Raw genomic sequence first — 14,962 nt, forward strand, 5'->3', positions numbered from 1 at the left:
GGCAAGTGACGAGTCAATATCAATCAGGCTTGAACAACGTGAAAGCCAGCGTCTTTAGGCGCTGGCTGGTAATTTGGGCTTATAGCCCTGGTACAAACCACCCGTTTGACGGGTGGTCATGATTTTGACTTTATTTTGCTTTTTTACTTTAGATAGGGTATAATAGTCTTATTGTCTTTAGGGGTCGTTACGGATTCGACAGGCATTATGAGGCATATTTTGCGACTCATCGGCAGATGTAAAAATGCCAGTTAAATATAACTGCAAAAAATAACACTTCTTACGCTTTAGCTGCCTAAAAACCAGCAGGCGTGACCCGATTTGAATTGCTCGTGTTCAATGACAGGTCTTATTATTAGCGAGATACGATCAGGCCTTGTCTAGAGGTTTGATAAGAGATTAATAGACTCGCAGTTCCTAGGCTTGAGTTATGTGTCGAGGAGTTGTTAAAACAATACATAACCTATGGTTGTAGACAAATATGTTGGCAGGTGTTTGGACGTGGGTTCGACTCCCACCGGCTCCATTATTCCTTTGCATTCTTTTGCAAAAATTGGTGAAACGTTGTTAAATCAACGTTTTTTATTTTTGTCCTTGGTATTCCTTAGTATTCTTTTGCGAAAAAGGGAGTCACAAAAGGAGTTACAAAAAGGAGGCGAACCTCCTTAAAAATCAATACAATTCGCAAAGCGTTCTCCGATATCTTTTTGTTTATTGTATTTCTCACAAAATGAATTTGTAAATCCAATAAAATATCTATCTGATTTATTTTGATACTAATTGAAATATTTAAAGAAGTTTTTTACTTCTCTGTTTAAGTTGTATCAAAAAGACAGTAGATTTAACTTTCTACTGTCTATCTTTATTTTAAAAACTTTAAATTTAATCTTTATTTTCGTATGGCAAGATCAAGTTCAAGATGATTCCTGTCATGGCTGAAAGGGCAGTACCTGAAAGTGTAACTGGACCGAGTTTAAGGATAGCTCCTCCAAGTCCAAGGACCAACATAGCACTTGCGATGATTAGGTTACGCATTTGACCGAAATCAACACGTTCTTTGATTAAGACTTTCAAACCGTTGCTGGCGATAACACCATAGAGAAGGATTGACATACCACCAAGTACAGCATTTGGGATTGTAGAAATCAAGGCAGTGAATTTACCAAGGAAGCTAAGGGCAATCGCGATAAAGGCAGCGTTACGGATAACTGAGACAGAAGCGATACGAGTCATACCGATAACTCCTGTATTTTCTCCGTAAGTAGTATTGGCTGGTCCACCTAAGAAGGCAGATACAGAAGTTGCGATACCGTCACCAAGAAGAGTGCGGTGAAGACCTGGTTCTTTCAAGAATTGACGGCCACAAATTTGACCCAAAACAGTATGATCTCCGATATGTTCAGAAATTGTTACGATAGCGATTGGTAGGATAGCGATTGTTTCAGGACCGAAGTATAGGCTATACTCTTCAAAGGCACCACCTGTGCTAAATGGGAAGTAGAAACCAGGAATTTCAAACCAGTTAGCTTTAAGAACTGGTGTAAAGTCAACCAAGCCAAGAGTTAGTGCGAAGAGGTAACCACCGATAATGGCAAAGAGGAATGGAATGATTCGTAGGAATCCTTTACCTTTAGTATTAATAAAGGCAGCAATAAGGAAAGTAACGACTGCCACAAGAGCATTCTTCCAATTTCCATCAGCAACTAAACCGGCATTTGTTACAGCTGAACTTGCAAGACCAAGACCAATAACGATAATCATTGGACCAATGATGATAGGAGGTAAGAGTTTATCAATCCATTTTGTACCTGCAAAACGAACACCAGCAGCAACGAGGACATAGATAAAACCTGTTAGGATAACCCCTGTTTGAGCAGCTGATACATCCCCTCCTAATTCCTTCATAGCTAGGGACATAGCTGTGATAAAGGCAAATGATGATCCTAGATAAACTGGAACTCTAAAACCAGTTGCGATCATATAGATGAGTGTTCCAACACCCGAAGCAAAAAGGGCAACAGATACAGGCATTCCCAAAATCAAGGGTACCAAGATGGTCGCACCAAACATGGCGAAAACGTGTTGGAAGCTAAGGAGAATTCCTTTTCCAGTCGAAGGACGTTGGTCAACGTCTAGTAACAAATCAACAGTTGATTCTTGTTTCATATAAACCTCACTTTTGGGCATCAAAAAGAGCCCATTATTTTACAGCAATAGGCCCTCAGAGTAAGACTTCTCTAAAATCTAGACTTTAAAGAGTTTCAAGTATTTCTGCGTCTTCGTCACCTCACGGGATGACATTAAAAACCTTTGCTTGTGATAGTATAGCAGAAAAAAATGATTTTGTAAATCATTTTTTCCCGAGCCTAGAAATAAGAGAGCGAGGCTGATTTTGTAAATCATTTTTTCCCGAGCCTAGAAATAAGAGAGCGAGGTTGATTTTGTAAATCATTTTTTCACATAAAGTTTAAAGTGGGCGTTTGTTAGGCATACCAGCTTTTCTTGGGTATTTGTTGGGAGTCTCTTTTTTCTTTTCAACAACTGTGATGTAGCGAGAGTCTCCGTTTGGAAGAGCGTAGCTAAGATTGTCTTCTACCTTACTAAAAAGGAGATTGAGGGCATTCTTAGCTTCTAATAACTCCTCAGGCGCATTGCTGGCCTTGAGTGCCAATAGTTTTCCGCCAACTTTAAGATAGGGAATAGTCAATTCAGATAGGACCTGCATACGGGCTACAGCACGGGCAGTTACCATATCAAACTGGGCACGAAAGTTTTTGTCTTGGGCAAAATCTTCTGCACGACCGTGGTAGAAATGAACACCGTCTAAATCAAGCTCCTGAGTCAAAAGTTGCAGGAAGTTGATACGCTTGTTTAAGGAATCAATGATAGTAACATCTAGCTCCGGGTAGAGGATTTTCATCGGCAGACTAGGAAATCCTGCCCCAGCTCCAATATCAAGAAGTTTGATAGTTTCATTTGAAATCAAGCCTTGCAGAATGGGTGCAATTGAATCGTAAAAGTGTTTCAGGTATACTTCTTCTTTATCTGTAATAGCTGTAAGATTAATCTTTTCATTCCATTCAACCAAGAGTTCAAAATAACGTTCAAATTGTTCTTTTTGCTGGTCCGAAAGTGGAAGATTTTGCTCAGCAAGCAGGTTGTAAAATGTTTCTGGTTTCATAATTATTTCCTTCTATAGTATCATCTTATTTTACCATATTCATAAAAAATTTGATATACTGGTACTAATCTAAAAACAGAAAGGACTTATATCATGACTTGGATTATTCTTGGAGTTATCGCACTTGTTGTGATTTTTGTGATCGTTAGTTATAACGGTTTGGTTAAAAATCGTATGCAAACCAAGGAGGCTTGGAGTCAGATTGATGTTCAATTGAAGCGTCGAAATGATCTCTTGCCAAACTTGATTGAAACTGTTAAAGGTTATGCTAAATATGAAGGTTCTACCCTTGAAAAGGTGGCAGAACTGCGTAACCAAGTGGCAGCAGCGACTTCACCAGCAGAAGCTATGAAAGCTAGTGATGCCCTCACTCGTCAGGTTTCAGGTATTTTTGCAGTTGCAGAAAGTTACCCAGATTTGAAGGCAAGCGCCAACTTTGTTAAATTGCAAGAGGAGTTGACAAACACAGAAAATAAAATTTCTTACTCTCGTCAACTTTACAATAGTGTTGTCAGCAACTACAATGTAAAATTAGAAACTTTCCCAAGCAATATTATCGCTGGAATGTTTGGATTTAAAGCAGCAGATTTCCTTCAAACACCAGAAGAGGAAAAGGCAGTTCCTAAAGTTGATTTTAGCGTTTTAGGTGACTAAGATGCTGTTTGATCAAATTGCAAGCAATAAACGTAGAACTTGGGTATTATTGATAGTCTTTTTCCTACTCTTAGCTCTTGTTGGCTATGCGGTTGGTTACCTCTTTATGCGTTCTGGGCTTGGTGGTTTGGTTATCGCACTGATTATCGGCTTTATTTATGCTTTATCCATGATTTTTCAGTCTACTGAGATTGTCATGTCCATGAATGGGGCGCGTGAGGTGGATGAACAAACGGCACCAGACCTCTACCATGTAGTAGAAGATATGGCTATGGTCGCTCAGATTCCTATGCCTCGTGTTTTCATCATTGATGATCCAGCCTTAAATGCCTTTGCGACAGGTTCCAATCCTCAAAATGCAGCAGTTGCTGCAACTTCAGGTCTCCTAGCTATCATGAATCGTGAAGAACTAGAAGCTGTTATGGGACATGAAGTCAGTCATATTCGTAATTACGATATCCGTATTTCGACTATTGCTGTTGCCCTTGCTAGTGCTATCACCATGCTTTCTAGTATGGCAGGTCGTATGATGTGGTGGGGCGGAGCAGGTCGCAGACGAAGTGACGATGATCGAGACGGAAATGGCTTAGAAATCATTATGCTTGTGGTTTCCCTGCTAGCTATTGTGCTGGCACCTCTCGCTGCAACCTTGGTACAGTTAGCTATTTCTCGTCAGAGGGAATTCCTAGCTGATGCTTCCAGTGTCGAGTTGACTCGCAATCCTCAAGGGATGATTAATGCTCTCCATAAGTTGGATAATAGTAAACCTATGAGTCGTCCTGTAGATGATGCTAGCAGTGCACTTTATATCAATGATCCCAAGAAAGGGGGAGGGTTCCAAAAACTCTTTTATACCCACCCACCTATCTCAGAACGGATTGAACGTTTAAAACAGATGTAAAAAAGAATCCAGAGCTCATCTCTGGATTTTTAATATGCTGCAAATTTATAAATCTTCTAAATTAACTACTTCCAAACCCTGTTCTGTCATACGATAGATGGTCGAACAGACCTCTTTTAAGAAACGTCTGTCATGCGAAACAGTGATGAGACCGCCTGGGTAAGTGGCAAAGAGTTTTCTGATTTGGGGTTGAGAAGTGGGAGAAAAGTTTCGTGTAGGTTCATCCAGAAGAAGAAAATTTGGTTTGCGCAAGACTAAATCCAAAAGCAGGAGTTTTCCTTGTTGACCACCAGACAAAGAGCGGATTTGGTGCTGCATTTCTGGATAACTGAAATTGAGACTGGCTAGGTGGGATTGGATTTTCTGTAGTTCATCTTTTTCACCAGTTTTACTTAGATAGGCTATTGGGGATAAATCCAATTGTAGTTTTTTGTGGTAATCTTGTGGCATAAAACCAAGAGCAATCTCTCTTTTTGTACTTAATAGTTGCTGTAACTTGGCTAACAGAGTTGATTTCCCAATACCATTTGGGCCGATGATACCGATTTTTTCTTGGCCACGGACAGTTAATTGTAGTTCCTGAGTCAAAACTCGCTCGCCAATGGACAAACTTTCCTTTTCCAGTTGGATTAAAACTTTAGAAGCTGGTAATGGCTGTATATCTGAGAAGAAAAGTTGAATGTGTTCTTCTTCAAGTGGCTTTTTAATCATGGACTGAGCTACTCTTTCATAGCGTTTTTCTTGAGAGAGAACATTTTTCATCTTTTTAGCCAATAGGCGACCGGCAGTACTGTCTTTGGTAGTTCTAAGTGCAGTTTCTACATTTTGCTTGACTCGCCGATGTTTTTCCATGGTTTTATCGTAGGCTCTTTGGTCGTTAGCAGCTTGCTTGCTTTGTTTGGCAAAATTAGCCCTTCTCTGCTCACTATAGCAATCATAGTCTAAATGCTCTACTAGTGTTTCCGCTTCTTTACGGTGCTTGACCAGTCGCAAGTGGACAATAGTATCAGCCGTTTCAGAAAGAAAGTCTTCATCATGGGAAATGAAAATAACGGTTTGCCGAATCTTGCGAATCTGATCTTTTAGCCAATTAATCATTTCCAAATCCAGGTCATTTGAAGGCTCATCTAAAAACAGAATCTCAAAGGGTTTGGCTAACTCATGGATGAGCTGAATTTTCAAAGCCTCACCCCCTGATAGACTACCAATCTCTTGGTTGCTAGCGAAACGATTGCTATCAAAATGCAATTCCTCAGCCAAACGATAGAGGATACTGTAGTCCAAATCAATAGAATCTAAAAAGAAGTAGTCATGTAGAGTGTTCTTTTTCATCTCCTCGGGGAGTTTTTGAGGAATGTAGGCTAGTGATTGATAATCAGACTGAATGTTTCCCTTAATTATGAAATCAGGCAAAGCTTCCCCCATGAAAGCTCTTAGCAAGGTTGATTTGCCATTTCCTTCTTCGCCAATAATAGCTACCTTTTCCCCATCTTGGATGCTCATGCTTAAGTCGGCTACAAGGTCTCGCAAATCTTTGTTTTGAGTGATGGTCAGGTGATTGATTTTTATCATATGATTGCCCTTTCTAGAATGTTCATAGTGCATAACAAAAAGCTCTACTTTACCTAGTAGAGCCAAAGTCTATGTCAAAAAACTCTATTAATACTCTTCGAAAATCAACTTCAAACCACGTCAGCGTCGCCTTACCGTAGATATGATTACTGACTTCGTCAGTTCTATCCACAACCTCAAAACAGTGTTTTGAGCTGACTTCGTCAGTCTTATCTACAACCTCAAAACAGTGTTTTGAGCTGACTTCGTCAGTCTTATCTACAACCTCAAAGCAGTGCTTTGAGCAACCTGCGGCTAGCTTCCTAGTTTGCTCTTTGATTTTCATTGAGTATAAAATGCCAGAAAAGAGCATAAAAGAGCACACAAAAAGAGACAAAAACAAGATCTACTAAATAAAGGTTCTTTATTTGATAGACTTAGTTGTTCATGTCTCCCTTACCTCCGAGTATTAGTACCTTTATCCTATACCTTTCAGGATATTTTGTCAATAGAAAATTGGAAATTCTACTCTCTAAAATCCAAAAACAGGTCCATAAAGAGTCAGTACGTGTTTGACATGCTCGTAATGGAATTTATCATAGTTCCGCCAAGCAGTACGAGCTTGATTGTTCAGTTTTAGGCTACCCAGTCCAATCAGAAGACTGGTACGTTGGTAAAATTTTTCAAGGTCAATTAAAATACTGTTGTCAAGCTTTTCAGCTTTTTTAAGTTCTTGTAAAGTAGCATTCAGTAATTCTTGTAGTCGGAAGTCATCAGCTGTACCTTGTTTACAGCTTTGGAAACTTTTATTTAACTCGAATAGGAGTTGGGTTGCATTGGTAATGAGTTCTTTGTCTTCCATGTGAGCATCCTCCTTGCTCTGATGTATTATTGCCTATAGTATAGCACTAAAAAACAAAATGTCATAGTAAATATGTTAAAAAATCGAATTTTAATTATAAAGTTTGGTGGGCTGATTTGTAACCTTTTCATGGTATAATCAAGTGAATAAATCTTTATGGAGGAAGTATGAAATTAAATATTCAAGAGATTCGTAAGCAGTCTGAAGGCTTACACTTTGAACAAACGTTAGATCTAGCCGCAGACTTACGTAACCGTAATCAAGAAATTATAGATGTAAAAGATATCCTTGCAGTTGGGAAGGTTCAATACGAAGATCGTATGTATTTTTTAGATTATCAATTATCTTATACCATTGTTCTTGCTTCAAGTCGTAGTATGGAGCCAGTTGAGTTAGTTGAATCTTATCCAGTCACGGAAGTTTTCATGGAAGGAGCAAGTAACCAGCTAGATCAAGAAGTTCTAGATGATGATTTGGTTTTGCCTATCGAAAATGGAGAACTTGACCTAGCAGAGAGCGTATCAGACAATATTCTTCTCAATATCCCTATCAAGGTCTTGACGGCTGAAGAAGAGGCTGGTCACGGATTTGTTTCAGGAAATGACTGGCAAATCATGACTGAGGAAGAATACCAGGCTCAACAAGCTATCAAAAAAGAAGAAAACAGTCCTTTTGCTGGTCTACAAGGACTATTTGATGGTGACGAATAATGGTTTTGTCAAAAAAACGAGCACGAAAAGTGCTAGAAGAAATCATTGCCCTCTTCCCAGATGCCAAGCCTAGTCTTGATTTTACCAATCATTTTGAACTCTTAGTCGCAGTCATGCTTTCAGCGCAAACAACAGATGCAGCGGTAAATAAGGCGACGCCAGGTCTTTTTGCTGCCTTTCCAACGCCACAAGCCATGTCTGTAGCAACAGAGAGTGAGATTGCTTCACACATTTCTCGCCTAGGACTGTATCGAAATAAGGCTAAATTTCTTAAAAAATGTGCTCAACAGTTACTAGACGATTTTGATGGTCAAGTCCCTCAGACACGCGAAGAACTAGAAAGTCTAGCAGGGGTTGGTCGCAAGACAGCCAATGTTGTCATGAGTGTAGGATTTGGGATTCCAGCCTTTGCAGTAGATACTCATGTTGAGCGTATCTGCAAACACCACGATATCGTTAAAAAATCAGCGACACCGCTTGAGGTGGAAAAGCGGGTCATGGACATCTTACCACCGGAGCAGTGGTTAGCAGCCCATCAGGCCATGATTTATTTTGGAAGAGCTATCTGTCATCCTAAAAATCCAGAGTGTGACCAGTATCCACAATTATATGATTTTAGCAATTTATAAGATGAATCATCAAAAGTTTTTGCTTGATTTTAGGCTTGCTTTGTGCTATATTAATTGATAACTAAATATTCCTTTAAACCTGTCCCGTGAGGCAGGCAAGGAGCGCGATAAAGTAGAAGGGTGAAGTCTATACTGTTTGCAGTAGGGCTCGCTTGACTATACATTTCAAGTCTCCTTGTTTAAGGAGACTTTTCTTTTTGGAGGTTTGTCATGAAGACAAAAGAAGTTGTAGACGAATTGACCGTCAAACGGGCGATTACGCGTATTACTTACGAGATTATCGAACGTAATAAAGATTTGAATAAAATCGTCTTGGCTGGTATTAAAACTCGTGGTGTCTTTATCGCCCACCGTATCCAAGAACGTTTGGAGCAACTAGAAAATCTTTCAGTTCCTGTTGTAGAACTAGATACAAAACCCTTCCGTGATGATGTTAAAAGCGGTGAAGATACTTCTTTGATTTCAGTAGATGTGACAGATCGTGAAGTTATTTTGGTGGATGATGTGCTTTATACAGGTCGTACTATTCGCGCTGCCATTGATAATATTGTCGGTCATGGTCGCCCTGCGCGCGTGAGCCTAGCTGTTTTAGTTGACCGTGGCCACAGAGAACTACCAATCCGTCCAGATTATGTTGGAAAAAATATCCCAACCAGTCGTTCTGAAGAAATCATTGTAGAGATGACAGAACTAGACGGCCAAGATAGAGTTCTGATTACTGAAGAAGCATAAAAGCTAAAGGAGTAGTTATGTCAGAAAATCAACAAGCATTGAACCATGTGGTGTCCATGGAAGACCTCACTGTCGATCAAGTGATGAAATTGATTAAGCGGGGGGTTGAGTTTAAAAACGGAGCTCAGTTACCATACCAAGATTATTCTATTGTATCTAACCTCTTCTTTGAAGATTCTACACGGACCCATAAGTCTTTTGAAGTGGCAGAGATTAAATTAGGGTTGGAACGATTAGACTTTGATGTTAAGACGAGCTCGGTCAATAAGGGTGAGACACTTTATGATACCATTTTGACCCTTTCTGCCTTAGGGGTGGATGTCTGTGTTATCCGTCATCCAGAGGTTGACTACTATAGACAGTTGATAGAGAGTCCAAGTATAAAGACCTCTATTATCAATGGTGGAGATGGTTCGGGCCAACACCCTAGCCAGAGCTTGCTTGATTTGATGACTATTTATGAGGAATTTGGTCACTTTGAAGGTCTCAAGGTTGCTATTGCAGGTGACTTGGATCACTCACGTGTTGCCAAATCCAATATGCAGATTTTGAAACGCTTGGGAGCGGAACTCTTTTTCGCTGGACCTGAGGAATGGAGAAGTCAAGAGTTTGCAGACTATGGGCAGTTTGTAACTATTGATGAAATCATTGATCAGGTAGATGTCATGATGTTTCTCCGTGTGCAACATGAACGCCATGATAGTGGTGCAGTCTTTTCAAAAGAAGACTACCATGCCCAACATGGCTTGACTCAAGAACGTTATGACCGTTTGAAAGAAACAGCAATCCTTATGCACCCAGCTCCAGTCAATCGTGATGTAGAAATCGCAGACCACTTGGTTGAAGCACCAAAATCACGGATTGTCCAACAAATGACCAATGGTGTCTTTGTTCGAATGGCAATCTTAGAATCCGTACTGGCGAGTAGAAACGCCAACTAAAACACAAGACGTTAAAAGACGCCAGTGAGCGTCCACGAGAGGTGAAAATATGACAAAAAGACTTCTAGTACTAGAAGATGGCACAGTTTTTGAAGGCAAGGCCTTCGGAGCAGATATTGATGTAACAGGCGAAATCGTCTTTAATACAGGAATGACCGGCTACCAAGAATCCATTACAGACCAGTCTTATAATGGACAAATCTTGACCTTTACTTATCCTTTGGTAGGAAATTATGGAATCAACCGTGATGATTACGAATCTATTATTCCAACTTGTAAGGGAGTTGTTGTTTTCGAAGAAGCACGTAGAGCTAGTAACTGGCGCAACCAAATGACCTTGGATGAATTTTTGAAAGCCAAGAAAATTCCAGGTATTTCAGGAATTGATACGCGTGCCCTTACCAAGATTATCCGTAAGCATGGTACCATGCGTGCAACCTTGACCCATGTTGGGGACAGCATGGACCATGTGACTGACCAGCTCCAAGCAACAGTATTGCCGACAGACAATATCAAGCAGGTTTCTACTAAAACATCCTATCCAGCTCCAGGAGTTGGTTTGAGCGTGGTGTTAGTGGACTTTGGCCTCAAGCACTCAATCCTACGTGAACTTTCTAAACGTAACTGTAACGTAACGGTTGTTCCGTATTCGACAACGGCTGAAGAAATTCTCCATCTCAATCCTGACGGAGTGATGTTGTCAAACGGTCCAGGTAACCCAGAAGACGTTCCACAGGCACTCGATATGATTCGCGGTGTGCAAGGGAAAATTCCAATCTTTGGTATTTGTATGGGACATCAACTCTTTGCAATGGCAAATGGTGCTAAGACCTATAAGATGAAATTTGGTCACCGTGGATTTAACCATGCGGTACGTGAAATTGCTACAGGACGTGTGGATTTTACAAGTCAAAACCATGGTTATGCAGTTAGCCGTGAGGATTTGCCAGAGCATTTGATTATCACCCACGAAGAAATCAATGACAAGTCAGTTGAAGGTGTGCGTCACAGATATCAACCTGCTTTTTCTGTTCAATACCACCCAGATGCAGCCCCTGGTCCACACGACGCTAGCTACCTATTTGATGAGTTTATCGAGATGATGGAAGCTTTTAAACAATCAAACTAGGAACGAGTAAAAGCTCGTCGAAGAATTTATGTAACTGAACACGGACGGAAAACTTGGAATTTAGAGAAACCAATTTGGATTGTCAATCCTTCTTTGGTTTCCTAAAATTCAATCGTTTTCTATTCGTCCTTTGTATCTTATTTATTGTCGCCCTGAGAGGCTACGAATAGAAAGGCAGGTCGTTTCTTTTAGTCGCTATCAGGCGAACTAAAAACTCCCTGCACTAGATTTTTTACCGAAAAGTATCGTTTCGCTAAAAAATCGTCGGAGAATTTATTTAATGTCAACCTGAGAGTTGCCAAATAGAAAGGAGAAGATACATTGTTCGCGGAAGTGAACACGCCCTAAGAACTGTGTGAAAAAGATAAACATCGTCTTGACGCTGAAGGTGTCTGCACCGAGTTTCCTATTTTCACTGTGTTCTTTACGGGCTTTGTATCATAAACTATGCCTAAACGTACTGATATTCAAAAAATTATGGTGATTGGTTCTGGTCCGATTATTATTGGTCAGGCTGCTGAGTTTGACTACGCAGGGACCCAGGCTTGCTTGTCGTTGAAAGAGGAAGGTTATGAGGTTGTTTTGGTTAACTCAAACCCTGCAACCATCATGACGGACAAGGAAATTGCTGATAAGGTTTATATTGAACCGATTACACTTGAGTTTGTGACACGTATTCTTCGTAAGGAACGTCCAGATGCTTTGCTTCCAACCCTTGGTGGACAAACTGGTCTTAATATGGCTATGGAATTGTCTAAGAATGGGATTTTGGATGAGCTAGGAGTGGAACTTCTAGGTACCAAATTATCAGCTATTGACCAAGCGGAGGACCGTGATCTCTTTAAACAGTTGATGGAAGAGTTAGAACAACCCATTCCAGAATCTGAAATTGTCAACACAGTAGAAGAGGCAGTTACCTTTGCAGCGACAATTGGTTATCCAGTTATTGTTCGTCCAGCCTTTACCCTTGGTGGTACTGGTGGTGGTATGTGTGCCAATGAGGAAGAATTACGTGAAATCGCTGAAAATGGTTTGAAATTGTCACCGGTTACCCAATGTTTGATTGAGCGTTCAATTGCAGGTTTCAAGGAAATCGAATACGAAGTGATGCGCGACTCGGCTGACAATGCCTTGGTTGTTTGTAACATGGAAAACTTTGACCCAGTTGGGATTCATACAGGAGATTCCATTGTATTTGCCCCAGCGCAGACTATGTCAGACTATGAAAATCAAATGCTTCGTGACGCCAGCTTGAGTATTATTCGTGCCCTCAAGATTGAAGGGGGATGTAACGTTCAGCTTGCCCTTGATCCCCACAGCTTCAAGTACTATGTCATCGAAGTAAATCCACGTGTATCACGTTCGTCAGCCCTTGCATCTAAGGCTACGGGTTACCCAATCGCTAAGCTTGCTGCTAAGATTGCAGTTGGTTTGACCTTGGATGAGGTGATTAACCCTGTTACAGGTTCAACCTATGCTATGTTTGAACCAGCCCTTGACTATGTTGTTGCTAAGATTCCTCGTTTCCCATTTGACAAATTTGAAAAGGGTGAACGCCGTCTTGGAACACAGATGAAGGCGACAGGAGAAGTCATGGCTATCGGTCGTAACATCGAAGAATCTCTTCTTAAGGCTTGCCGCTCGCTTGAAATCGGCGTGCATCATAATGAGATTCCAGAACTTGCCAGTGTTTCAGACGATGACTTGATTGAAAAAGTAGTTAAAGCCCAAGACGATCGTCTTTTCTATGTATCTGAAGCTATTCGTCGTGGTTACACACCTGAAGAAATTGCAGAGCTTACAAAAATCGATATCTTCTATCTTGATAAACTCTTGCATATCTTTGAAATCGAGCAAGAATTAGGCGCTCATCCACAAGATTTAGAAGTCTTGAAAACAGCTAAACTCAATGGTTTCTCAGACCGTAAGATTGCTGAACTATGGGAAACGACCGCTGATCACGTTCGCCAGCTTCGCTTGGAAAATAAGATTGTCCCTGTCTACAAGATGGTGGATACCTGTGCGGCGGAGTTTGATTCTGAAACACCATACTTCTATTCAACCTATGGTTGGGAGAATGAATCTATCAAATCTGATAAGGAATCTGTTTTGGTTCTTGGTTCGGGTCCAATCCGTATCGGTCAAGGGGTTGAGTTTGACTACGCAACCGTTCACTCTGTTAAGGCTATCCAGGCAGCCGGATACGAAGCCATCATTATGAACTCAAACCCAGAAACAGTTTCAACCGACTTCTCTGTATCAGATAAACTTTACTTTGAGCCATTGACTTTCGAAGATGTTATGAATGTCATTGACCTTGAGCAACCAAAAGGAGTTATCGTTCAATTCGGTGGTCAAACAGCCATCAACCTTGCGGAGCCATTGGCAAAAGCAGGAGTGACCATCCTTGGTACACAGGTTGCTGACCTAGACCGTGCCGAAGACCGTGACCTCTTTGAGCAAGCCCTTAAAGAATTGGATATTCCACAGCCACCAGGTCAAACGGCAACCAATGAAGAAGAAGCAGTTCTTGCAGCTCGTAATATTGGATTCCCAGTTCTTGTTCGCCCATCCTATGTACTTGGTGGACGTGCCATGGAAATTGTAGAAAATGAAGAAGATCTTCGTTCTTATATGCGTACAGCGGTTAAGGCTAGTCCTGATCACCCGGTTCTTGTTGACTCTTATATTGTGGGACAAGAGTGTGAAGTTGATGCGATTTCAGATGGTAAAAACGTACTCATTCCAGGTATCATGGAGCATATCGAACGTGCAGGTGTCCACTCAGGCGACTCTATGGCGGTTTATCCTCCTCAGACCCTGTCTCATAAAGTGCAAGAAACCATTGCAGATTACACTAAACGCCTAGCAATCGGTCTTAACTGCCTTGGAATGATGAACATCCAGTTTGTCATCAAGAATGAAAAAGTCTATGTTATCGAGGTCAATCCACGTGCTAGCCGTACGGTTCCATTCCTTTCTAAGGTGACCAATATTCCTATGGCTCAAGTAGCGACCAAGCTTATTCTCGGTCAAAGTTTGGAAGAACTTGGCTACCAAGATGGTCTTTACCCTGAAAGTACTCGCGTTCACATCAAGGCACCAGTCTTCTCCTTTACGAAGCTAGCAAAAGTGGATAGCTTGTTAGGTCCTGAAATGAAGTCAACAGGTGAAGTAATGGGATCAGATACTACTCTTGAAAAAGCTCTTTATAAAGCCTTTGAAGCTTCTTACTTACACTTGCCAACCTTTGGTAACGTTGTCTTTACTATTGCTGATGATTCCAAAGAGGAAGCCTTGGATTTGGCTCGTCGCTTCCAAAATATTGGTTATGGTATCCTAGCTACAGAAGGGACAGCAGCCTTCTTTGCAAATCATGGCCTTAAAGCCCAGTTGGTTGGTAAAATTGGTGATGATGACAAGGATATTCCAAGCTTTGTTCGTAAAGGTAGAATCCAAGCGATTATTAACACGGTTGGTTCTAAACGAACTGCAGACGTGGATGGTGAACAAATCCGCCGTTCAGCCATTGAACATGGAGTTCCTCTGTTTACCGCATTAGACACAGCAAATGCCATGCTGAAGGTTCTTGAAAGTCGTAGCTTTGTTACAGAAGCAATCTAAAATTACAGAAAGAGGAGATGCAAATGTCTTCTCTTTTTTTAGATTGGA

Annotated in this window: 13 protein-coding genes and 1 other RNA gene; 9 read left to right on the plus strand and 5 right to left on the minus strand. The window is 40.9% G+C overall.

The window, feature by feature from the left end; genetic code table 11:
• Nucleotides 1–180 precede the first annotated feature (180 nt).
• Nucleotides 181–529, plus strand: a transfer-messenger RNA (tmRNA) gene (ssrA, locus tag QZ114_RS00935).
• 353 nt (nucleotides 530–882) lie between these two features.
• Here ssrA and QZ114_RS00940 read toward each other — a convergent pair.
• Both QZ114_RS00940 and rsmG read right to left on the minus strand, forming a co-directional pair.
• Nucleotides 883–2,166 (minus strand): uracil-xanthine permease family protein, encoded by a 1,284-nt coding sequence (locus QZ114_RS00940; protein WP_295498613.1) that lies wholly within the window; start codon nucleotides 2,164–2,166, stop codon nucleotides 883–885.
• Between the two features lie 301 nt (nucleotides 2,167–2,467).
• The gene (rsmG, locus tag QZ114_RS00945; RefSeq protein WP_295498616.1) at nucleotides 2,468–3,181 is read right to left on the minus strand and encodes a 16S rRNA (guanine(527)-N(7))-methyltransferase RsmG; all 714 of its coding nucleotides are present in this window, start codon (nucleotides 3,179–3,181) and stop codon (nucleotides 2,468–2,470) included.
• A gap of 93 nt (nucleotides 3,182–3,274) precedes the next feature.
• On the opposite strand from rsmG, the gene QZ114_RS00950 reads away from it, so the two are divergent.
• Both QZ114_RS00950 and htpX read left to right on the plus strand, forming a co-directional pair.
• The gene (locus QZ114_RS00950; RefSeq protein WP_295498618.1) at nucleotides 3,275–3,835 is read left to right on the plus strand and encodes a LemA family protein; all 561 of its coding nucleotides are present in this window, start codon (nucleotides 3,275–3,277) and stop codon (nucleotides 3,833–3,835) included.
• A 1-nt stretch (nucleotide 3,836) separates the two neighbouring features.
• Nucleotides 3,837–4,736 (plus strand): zinc metalloprotease HtpX, encoded by a 900-nt coding sequence (gene htpX / locus QZ114_RS00955; RefSeq protein WP_295498621.1) that lies wholly within the window; start codon nucleotides 3,837–3,839, stop codon nucleotides 4,734–4,736.
• 45 nt (nucleotides 4,737–4,781) lie between these two features.
• Here the strand turns inward: htpX and QZ114_RS00960 are convergent, their stop codons facing one another.
• From QZ114_RS00960 to QZ114_RS00970, 3 genes are all read right to left on the minus strand, one after another.
• The gene (locus tag QZ114_RS00960) at nucleotides 4,782–6,341 is read right to left on the minus strand and encodes an ATP-binding cassette domain-containing protein (protein WP_295498623.1); all 1,560 of its coding nucleotides are present in this window, start codon (nucleotides 6,339–6,341) and stop codon (nucleotides 4,782–4,784) included.
• Nucleotides 6,342–6,357: 16 nt separating this feature from the next.
• Nucleotides 6,358–6,633, minus strand: a complete 276-nt coding sequence (locus tag QZ114_RS00965; RefSeq protein WP_295498626.1) for a hypothetical protein — start codon at nucleotides 6,631–6,633, stop codon at nucleotides 6,358–6,360.
• Nucleotides 6,634–6,819: 186 nt separating this feature from the next.
• Nucleotides 6,820–7,149 (minus strand): helicase BlpT, encoded by a 330-nt coding sequence (locus QZ114_RS00970; protein ID WP_295498629.1) that lies wholly within the window; start codon nucleotides 7,147–7,149, stop codon nucleotides 6,820–6,822.
• 167 nt (nucleotides 7,150–7,316) lie between these two features.
• Between QZ114_RS00970 and QZ114_RS00975 the strand changes: the two genes are divergently transcribed.
• The 6 genes from QZ114_RS00975 to carB all read left to right on the plus strand — a co-directional run bounded on the left by QZ114_RS00975 (nucleotide 7,317) and on the right by carB (nucleotide 14,914).
• The gene (locus tag QZ114_RS00975) at nucleotides 7,317–7,859 is read left to right on the plus strand and encodes a DUF177 domain-containing protein (RefSeq protein ID WP_295498633.1); all 543 of its coding nucleotides are present in this window, start codon (nucleotides 7,317–7,319) and stop codon (nucleotides 7,857–7,859) included.
• Nucleotides 7,859–8,488, plus strand: coding sequence for an endonuclease III (nth, locus tag QZ114_RS00980; RefSeq protein ID WP_000244443.1), 630 nt, complete (start codon nucleotides 7,859–7,861; stop codon nucleotides 8,486–8,488). Before QZ114_RS00975 ends, nth begins: the two co-directional genes overlap by 1 nt.
• 210 nt (nucleotides 8,489–8,698) lie before the next feature.
• Complete coding sequence (gene pyrR, locus QZ114_RS00985) at nucleotides 8,699–9,220, plus strand: bifunctional pyr operon transcriptional regulator/uracil phosphoribosyltransferase PyrR (protein WP_267248267.1); 522 nt, start codon at nucleotides 8,699–8,701, stop codon at nucleotides 9,218–9,220.
• Nucleotides 9,221–9,237: 17 nt separating this feature from the next.
• A complete protein-coding gene (locus QZ114_RS00990; RefSeq protein ID WP_295498642.1) occupies nucleotides 9,238–10,161 on the plus strand; it encodes an aspartate carbamoyltransferase catalytic subunit in 924 nt (307 codons plus the stop codon).
• Between the two features lie 49 nt (nucleotides 10,162–10,210).
• Complete coding sequence (locus tag QZ114_RS00995) at nucleotides 10,211–11,290, plus strand: carbamoyl phosphate synthase small subunit (RefSeq protein ID WP_000166853.1); 1,080 nt, start codon at nucleotides 10,211–10,213, stop codon at nucleotides 11,288–11,290.
• A 447-nt stretch (nucleotides 11,291–11,737) separates the two neighbouring features.
• Nucleotides 11,738–14,914, plus strand: a complete 3,177-nt coding sequence (gene carB, locus QZ114_RS01000; protein ID WP_295498649.1) for a carbamoyl-phosphate synthase large subunit — start codon at nucleotides 11,738–11,740, stop codon at nucleotides 14,912–14,914.
• The last annotated feature ends 48 nt before the right edge of the window (nucleotides 14,915–14,962 follow it).

It is taken from the genome of uncultured Streptococcus sp., assembly GCF_901875575.1.
GTDB lineage: Bacteria > Bacillota > Bacilli > Lactobacillales > Streptococcaceae > Streptococcus.

Bases quoted from the DNA above. Each gene is read 5' to 3' on its own strand.
- QZ114_RS00940 (WP_295498613.1), bottom strand. From the start codon at position 2,166: ATGAAACAAGAATCAACTGTTGATTTGTTACTAGACGTTGACCAACGT.
- rsmG (WP_295498616.1), bottom strand. From the start codon at position 3,181: ATGAAACCAGAAACATTTTACAACCTGCTTGCTGAGCAAAATCTTCCA.
- QZ114_RS00950 (WP_295498618.1), top strand. From the start codon at position 3,275: ATGACTTGGATTATTCTTGGAGTTATCGCACTTGTTGTGATTTTTGTG.
- htpX (WP_295498621.1), top strand. From the start codon at position 3,837: ATGCTGTTTGATCAAATTGCAAGCAATAAACGTAGAACTTGGGTATTA.
- QZ114_RS00960 (WP_295498623.1), bottom strand. From the start codon at position 6,341: ATGCACTATGAACATTCTAGAAAGGGCAATCATATGATAAAAATCAAT.
- QZ114_RS00965 (WP_295498626.1), bottom strand. From the start codon at position 6,633: ATGAAAATCAAAGAGCAAACTAGGAAGCTAGCCGCAGGTTGCTCAAAG.
- QZ114_RS00970 (WP_295498629.1), bottom strand. From the start codon at position 7,149: ATGGAAGACAAAGAACTCATTACCAATGCAACCCAACTCCTATTCGAG.
- QZ114_RS00975 (WP_295498633.1), top strand. From the start codon at position 7,317: ATGAAATTAAATATTCAAGAGATTCGTAAGCAGTCTGAAGGCTTACAC.
- nth (WP_000244443.1), top strand. From the start codon at position 7,859: ATGGTTTTGTCAAAAAAACGAGCACGAAAAGTGCTAGAAGAAATCATT.
- pyrR (WP_267248267.1), top strand. From the start codon at position 8,699: ATGAAGACAAAAGAAGTTGTAGACGAATTGACCGTCAAACGGGCGATT.
- QZ114_RS00990 (WP_295498642.1), top strand. From the start codon at position 9,238: ATGTCAGAAAATCAACAAGCATTGAACCATGTGGTGTCCATGGAAGAC.
- QZ114_RS00995 (WP_000166853.1), top strand. From the start codon at position 10,211: ATGACAAAAAGACTTCTAGTACTAGAAGATGGCACAGTTTTTGAAGGC.
- carB (WP_295498649.1), top strand. From the start codon at position 11,738: ATGCCTAAACGTACTGATATTCAAAAAATTATGGTGATTGGTTCTGGT.